At 45.0% G+C, this 7,207-nt stretch carries 7 protein-coding genes; all 7 read right to left on the bottom strand.

Annotated elements, in window-relative coordinates; translation table 11 throughout:
- Window positions 1-3: 3 nt before the first annotated feature.
- Complete coding sequence (cqsA, locus tag QTN94_RS18860) at window positions 4-1,185, bottom strand: alpha-hydroxyketone-type quorum-sensing autoinducer synthase (protein WP_331418389.1); 1,182 nt, start codon at window positions 1,183-1,185, stop codon at window positions 4-6.
- 210 nt (window positions 1,186-1,395) lie between these two features.
- Window positions 1,396-2,352, bottom strand: a complete 957-nt coding sequence (locus QTN94_RS18865) for a TDT family transporter (RefSeq protein ID WP_331428523.1) — start codon at window positions 2,350-2,352, stop codon at window positions 1,396-1,398.
- A 124-nt stretch (window positions 2,353-2,476) separates the two neighbouring features.
- Window positions 2,477-3,877, bottom strand: a complete 1,401-nt coding sequence (clcA, locus tag QTN94_RS18870) for a H(+)/Cl(-) exchange transporter ClcA (RefSeq protein ID WP_331428524.1) — start codon at window positions 3,875-3,877, stop codon at window positions 2,477-2,479.
- Between the two features lie 418 nt (window positions 3,878-4,295).
- A complete protein-coding gene (locus QTN94_RS18875; protein WP_331418392.1) occupies window positions 4,296-5,276 on the bottom strand; it encodes a CobW family GTP-binding protein in 981 nt (326 codons plus the stop codon).
- Window positions 5,277-5,373: 97 nt separating this feature from the next.
- Window positions 5,374-6,309 carry a ribosome biogenesis GTPase YlqF gene (gene ylqF / locus QTN94_RS18880; RefSeq protein WP_138970686.1) on the bottom strand — a complete coding sequence of 312 codons (936 nt, stop codon included), beginning with the start codon at window positions 6,307-6,309 and terminating at the stop codon, window positions 5,374-5,376.
- A gap of 62 nt (window positions 6,310-6,371) precedes the next feature.
- On the bottom strand, window positions 6,372-6,884 hold the full coding sequence (locus QTN94_RS18885; protein ID WP_331418394.1) for a GGDEF domain-containing protein: 513 nt from the start codon (window positions 6,882-6,884) through the stop codon (window positions 6,372-6,374).
- Between the two features lie 174 nt (window positions 6,885-7,058).
- On the bottom strand, window positions 7,059-7,207 hold a 149-nt coding region (locus tag QTN94_RS20685), incomplete at its 5' end, for a transketolase-like TK C-terminal-containing protein (RefSeq protein WP_443088801.1).

Here is a 7,207-nt window from a genome sequence, read left to right on the forward strand (position 1 = left end):
AGATTAAAGAATATACATGTCTGATTGCTCAGCTGCTTTGGAGCATACGTAAATAATTTTATCGAGTTGCTTTTCGCTAAGAGAACTGTTTAGAGAGAATCTAATCAAGTTTTTATTTCTTGCTGTTGCCGGCCGACAAAATACGGCACCAAATAGACCATGATGTTCTAAAAAATTGCGCACTTTTTCTGTATTTCGTTCGTCACCAGTTTCAAGTGAAATAATTTGAGAATGGCTACGAATGGTAATGTTCTTTTTAACCAGTTCATGCTTTAAATAATGACTGATCTCCTCTAATCGACGACGTCGCTCATCACTCGCTTTTATAACTTGTAAGGTCATATCAAGCCGTTCAACTTCGTAGGGTAAAAGTGCAGAGCTAAAAATAGCAGGGTAAGCAACGAATGGGATACACTGATTTGCCTGATTATTACACCATATAGCACCAGCACGATAAGCGAATGTTTTGGCGAGACTTGCGGTCATAAAATCAACCAAATGAGTAAGACCAAGTTGGTGAAGTAGACCGGCTCCTTGTGCGCCAAAAAGACCAAGCGAGTGAGACTCATCGACAACAATCGCACAGCCATATTCTTTAGCGATGGATATCATATCGCTGATTGGGGCAATGGTACCGATAGTGCTGTATATCGAATCAATGACAACAACACCTGCGCCATGCCGTTTAAGTAGTTTTTCAAGATGACGGACGTTGTTGTGCATAAATGGGTGGACATCGCACCCAGCAATTCTTGCTCCCTCCCATAATGACATATGAGCAAAAAAGTCGACGTAAACCTTTGTGTGTTGGTGACAAATTGTTTGCAGTAGAGCGATGTTCGCTTCCCAACCAGATTGAGAAAGTAAACACGATTGAAACCCAGTGAAGCTCGCTAACTGATGCTCAAGACTCGGTTTACGCTCTTCGCTCTGTAGGAATATTCCAGACATTAACGGGCTGGTTTGGCAACTTGCTATCGCATTGATATGTTGTTTAACAATCAGATCATGATTAGCAAGGTCAAGATAATCATTGCTCTGAAGAACAATATCATCTTGTTTAGGTGTTAAACCGAGAACAAGATGCCGCGAATTATCATTTTGATTGATAAGATCTTCAATATGATGATTAAGCTTGTCGTGAATAAATTGTGGCAAGGCCGATTGGTTGTGTAATGTATTCATTTTTGAATATCCTTTTTATTGCGAGACAACGCCAGCTGACAAAGGATATATGTATCAAATGATGAAGTTATGCGAGTGCGGTATTTAATATTTGTAGTGTTGGCTACAGAGATAAATATTGCCTATATTTATAGCTGCTCTTCCTATATAGGCTTTAGCCATCTTAGGGCGATAAAATAATACCGTCCATTGTGTGTTATTTTGAAAAATCTATCTATTGTCAGACAAGATTTCCGGCCAATACATTTTGAAATAACCAACCGTTACCCAGACCACCAATCCGGTGGCGACGGAAAGTTCAAATAGACCAAATCGATGTAACCAGTACCAGTGAGGATAGTTTTCACCAAAGAAAGAGGTGAGACGGTGCATAGCAATCGCACTAATCACGGAAGGGAAGGTGACTGCTGCGATGGAAGGCTGAAACTTGAGACGCATCAAGCGTATGTAACAGAGATAAATCAGTAGCGTCATAGTAATAGCGATTCCCGCCAGTGCACCTGTCAAAATCGGATCTGGATGAGGAAAGTTAACTAGGTAAGACGCTAATGTAAGGTTGATGGGTGCCGCCATTATGGCAAGTGTTGGTTTGGCACGCTTAGGCAACATTCCTTCAAAAACGAGACGATAGAGAATCAACGGCAGCATAAAGAAGTAAATGCCGATGCAAACCATAACCAGTGATTCAGAAAAAACGTTGTGACCAAATTGAGTGCCAGCTAACGAACTACTGATAAGGCCAACTGGATAGAGAAACCAGCTTGGTACGATGTTGGACATCTTGAAGTTCAACAACTGAAAAGTGAAGAACAAGGTCATCATTGTCAGATGCAATAGTAGGGCTACAAACCAAATTGGGTAAGCGATCACCGGCGAAATAAGGGCGAGATAATCACACAAAATCAACAGTGCCATGCTCATTGGAGCCATAAGACTGCCACTCAACGGGTGACGAATGTCATTAATAAAAGTGGAGTAACTGGTGAGATATTTTACCAAAACCGGAAAAAGCAATAGTGCCCCAAAACCTGCAAGGTAAGGGCGTATTAGCTCACCGATTTCTGGAATGTAGAGTGCCCAAGCATGACCAAGACCGATCATACCGAGAGCCAAAGCGGCTTGAGACGGAGGGACACTCTGGAATTGAGTAAAACGTCGCCAGTTCAAAAAGATTCATCCTATATGCTGCTAAATCGGCGTGATAAGCAAAGCTATCTTTTGACTGAGACACTCCTTTGCCTTGCTTTAATCTGCGGCGATAATAGCAAGCCAAACGGTTGCGAGGCAAATCTCATTGCGCATTTGTCGGGAGATCTTTCTGTCTTAACTTCTCATTTTTAAGAGTTCGATGCAGCAGTTGGCTGTAGATCGGTTGTCCACCTAGCATTTGAGCAAAAATAACGGCCCCCAAGCTGGTGATGATTAATGGCAGGATTAGGTAGTAGTTGTTGGTCATTTCTATTACCAACAAAATGCCGGTGATAGGAGCCCGAACCGTCGCAGCAAATAGGGCTCCCATACCCGCGATTGCAAACATACCGGGTGTAATCGGTAACTCTGGAAATAGTCCTTGTGCAATGAGACCGAAAGCGTATCCAAACAGCGTCCCAAGTGCCAGCATTGGCGCAAAAATGCCACCTGGTGCCCCTGAACCAAAACAGATCATGGTTGTAGCGATACGTGCGACGAACATCAGCAATAGTATCGACGCGCTGTAGCCGCCATTAGTAATATTGGGAATAAGGCTTATACCACCCCCCGTCACTTCAGGGAAGTAAAGCAGCATAATGCCAAAGCAACCACCAATAAGTGAGCCTGTGATCAAGTAACGTTTACGGTCATTTCTATGCAGTTTAACGAACAGATCCTGTGACAAAGTCACCAGTTGGTTAAACACAACCCCAAACATGCCAAACAGGGCACCAAGAAGGAGAAAGAGCCACAAGGTCGCGAGATCTGGCGCTTGATATTGGGGCATGGTGATGACTGCATCTTGACCATTGATATAGCGGAACACAATGTTGGCGGAAATGGCGGAAATAATCACCGCTCGAATAGAGATTAGCGAGTAACGAAACTGCGGACGCATCTCTTCAACAACGAACATAATCCCCGCAAGAGGCGCGTTAAAAGCAGCCGCTAGGCCGCCGGCCGCACCTGATGCCAGCAAAGAGTGTTTGGTGTCGTCATTGTCGACTTTAAAAATGTCGGTCACCATACGACCTATCGCTCCACCCATTTGCACCGTTGGGCCTTCGCGTCCCAGCACCATACCAGAGCCTAATGCACCCATGCCACCAAAGAACTTTACTGGGATCACTCGCCACCAGCGCACAGGGCGAATTCCATCCATCGCCCCTTCGATTTCAGGGATACCAGAACCGGCAGCCTCTGGAGCGAATCGATGAACTAAAAAATAGCCGATGAAAGCGAGTGACGCGCTAATGATAAATGCCGCTAACCACAATGGAAGTAGGCTGCCAATCTCGCTTTTTAGCCACTCTGTACGGGTTTCTGATACGAAGTGAACTGCAATTTCGAAATAGGTGCCAACGAGCCCAGCTAGCACTCCAACTAGGAGTGAAAGAAACAACACGGAAATCGGAGTCTTGTCCTTGGAGAGAAATTGATTAATTGCATCCTTAGGAACTTTTGCAAGGAAGGAATGCTTCAATTTTTCTCTATTGGTCATGGACGTGAGGGCTCCGTAATTTGAGGATAGATGGGGTATAGTGCGAATTATACGCCGGTCTTAGACTAACTATAGCGACAAGATTGAAATATTGATTTTCATAATTGATAAAAAGACAACAAGCGAACGGATGGAAAATGAATAAATACTGAAGCGAGTTCACAATAGTGACGTATAAATGCCTTGCTGAAGCTTGCAAAACTGGGGATTTGAACCATAGTTTAAGTGTAAGGCAATCTGAACCGACCCGCATGGAGGAAATTGTCGCCTTACCTACAATTTGGATGGATTCAACGAAATATTTGAAAGCCTCGTCATTGATCAGGTCGCAACTTATGACTTCCTGATTCGCAAACTCACGATTGAGTAACGAGGGATAGGGCGCACTTACGGTGCGCCTTTTGTCGTTTAATGAGGCCTACTGTTCAAGGTTGGCAATTCTTTTCAAGACGGACTCTAGCTGGTCCCAAGGGAGTAGTTGGCTGTCGATCACCTCGATGCGGCTCTCAAAGCCTTGTAGTGACATTTCATTAACGGACACAACGCCATTACTTACGTTGAATGCGTAGCAACCGTTCGTGGTATTTAATACCCCTTTCACGCGTTCCGCTGTGAGATCAGATAGCATCGAGAATAATAAATCAAAATCAAAAATAACTTCCGCGCCAAATAGCCAGCCACAGCTGAAATAGCCCTGACCTTTGTTTTCCTTACGCACGTAGAGCTGATCGGGAGCCAACGCAAACTGAGGTTCTTGCTCTGCGTGTTCATGATGATGCTGCGCTAGCTCAGAAGATGGAGCATTGTTGCGGCGTTGACTATCAAGTAGCTCAATAGGAAAGCGTCCTTGTTTGACTAGCTGACTGTAGATTTTAGGTGGATTTTGATCGGTGACCCAGTCATTAAAGGTATCAATATCGCTCACATGGCACTGGTCAACTTTGTTACCGATGATAATATCCGAAATGGCCAGTTGATCGGTAAAGTTGCTATTCTCGGTATATTTGGGGTTCGATAAGTTGCGCGGGTCTACTAAGCCTATTGTTGCACGCAGATCGATATAGTCAGCGAATTGAGCAGATGTTAACGTTGCCAGCACCTTGTGAGCATGGCCTAAACCCGTAGGCTCGACAATTAAACGATCGGGTTTCGTGCGCAGTAGCGCGGTTATCGCGACAGACATTGGTACCCCAGCAGCACAGCACATACATCCACCAGGAACTTCTTTAATTAACGCACCTTGATCTGTCATCATGGCACCATCGATACCTATTTCACCAAACTCGTTGACCAAAACGGCCCACTGCTCGTTTTGTGGCTTTTCTTTAAGCAGGGAGAGAATAGCTGTTGTTTTACCAGTGCCTAGAAAGCCTGTAATGATGTTGGTAGGAATTTTCATCAATCATGTTCCTGTGTGGTTTTTGTTATAATATAACAGAAATCTCGGGTAGTGGAGTACAAAAAGGGCAGCGGAGAAGCTGCCCTATAACAATCGCTTAGCGCTTGTTTTTCAGATACCGTTTGCGACGTTCTTCTTTCTTCTTCGCTTTCATTTCTGCTTTATGTGCCGCTTCGATTTCAACTTCGATAAGCTCTTGTGTAATCATCTCAGGTAATTCTAGGGTGATTTGCCCTAACGTGCCGTTACGCAGTTCGTGAAGCAAGATTTCTGAACATTTATGTAGGTCAACTCGCCCGCCAGCACGTAATGCTCCTCGGCGGCGACCGATCTCTTCCATCAGTTCAATGTCACTGTCCGGAAGTTCTTCGATTTGGTAGCGTTCTTTAAGACGTTCAGGGTAGGCCTTAGCTAAGTATTCCACCGTATAGAAGGCAACTTCATCATATTCCATCGCCGTATCCTTAACTGCGCCGGTGGCGGCAAGGCGGAAACCACTATGTGGATTCTCAACTTTTGGCCATAGAATTCCCGGTGTATCAGAGAGAACGATGCCGTTTTGCAGATTGATCCTTTGTTGGCGGCGAGTCACTGCTGGTTGATTGCCTGTAACGGCAACTGCACGCCCCGCAAGCGTGTTAATGATGGTTGACTTACCCACATTCGGAATACCCATGATCATGGTGCGAATGTTTTTGCCAATCTCTTCTCTATGAGGTGCGAGTTTACGACATAGCTCAAGGATCTTTGTGACTTCTTGAGTGTTGCTGGTGGTGATGGCCATCGCCTTAACGTTGTTTTCTTTCTCAAAATGGTCAATCCACAACTGAGTTAACTCAGGATCTGCCAAGTCACGTTTGTTGAGAACCTTAACGACAGGCTTGTCGCCACGGAGTTCGGAGATCATCGGGTTCTCGCTACTAAAAGGGATGCGAGCGTCCAACACTTCGATGATGACGTCAACTTGAGGAATTGCTTCTTCGATCTCTTTACGGGCTTTGTGCATGTGCCCAGGAAACCATTGGATAGACATAGGATTAACCTTGAAATTCAAACTTGCGACAATTGTAAGGAGAAATTGCCCATAGTAAAGCGCTAAACGGGAGATGTGTCATGTTTAGGCTCGATTCTATAATGGTTTCGTCCCGTTTCCTTGACCCGATACAGGGCACGATCTGCGGCTTGAATCATCGCTGAAAGTTCGTCGTAATGATCAATATGGGCGCTTGTAGCACCAGCACTGATGGTGATGAACTCTGCTGTTGCCGAGGTATGGTGCGGTATGTTTAGTGCGTTAACCGAAGCGACTAATTGACTTACATAGGGCTCAAGATCGATGGGCATGTCATTTGCCATGATGATGCAAAACTCTTCGCCACCGTAGCGAGCAACAAGATGTTGATAGGGTGTCTCGACCGCGCTCAGACACTTTGCCACTTCAACTAGGGCGCGATCGCCTTCGATATGACCATAGGTGTCATTGTAAAGCTTGAAGTGGTCTATATCGACAATAACAACAGCGATGTAATGATACTGTTCCAGCTCGATGTAGGTATTTGCGGTATCGTAAAGGTGCCTGCGATTGGCTATGCCGGTTAAGGAATCGATGGTCGATTGCTTCTACCGCAGAGCAGAACCTCGCAGCAACGCATTCCGTCAAGGAAAACGCACTTCAGCTTAAAGGGCAGGTCAGTGAGTTCTATCAACTAGCCAAACGATTTGAAGAGAAATAAAAAAGCCCTGCTCATTTGAGCAGGGCTTCCACTTAGAAGAGTGCGTTGATTACGCTAGCAATTCTTTTGCTGTGTTTACTACGTTTTCAGTAGTGAAACCAAACATCTTGAACAGTTGGTCAGCTGGCGCTGATTCACCAAATGTTGTCATGCCGATGATCTTGCCACCGAAACCAACATACTTGTACCAGAAGTCCG

It is taken from the genome of Vibrio sp. M250220 (genome assembly GCF_036533795.1).
In the GTDB taxonomy this organism is placed as follows: domain Bacteria; phylum Pseudomonadota; class Gammaproteobacteria; order Enterobacterales; family Vibrionaceae; genus Vibrio.

Coding starts and splice junctions, on each gene's coding strand:
- cqsA (WP_331418389.1), bottom strand. CDS start 1,185: ATGAATACATTACACAACCAATCGGCCTTGCCACAATTTATTCACGAC.
- clcA (WP_331428524.1), bottom strand. CDS start 3,877: ATGACCAATAGAGAAAAATTGAAGCATTCCTTCCTTGCAAAAGTTCCT.
- QTN94_RS18875 (WP_331418392.1), bottom strand. CDS start 5,276: ATGAAAATTCCTACCAACATCATTACAGGCTTTCTAGGCACTGGTAAA.
- ylqF (WP_138970686.1), bottom strand. CDS start 6,309: ATGTCTATCCAATGGTTTCCTGGGCACATGCACAAAGCCCGTAAAGAG.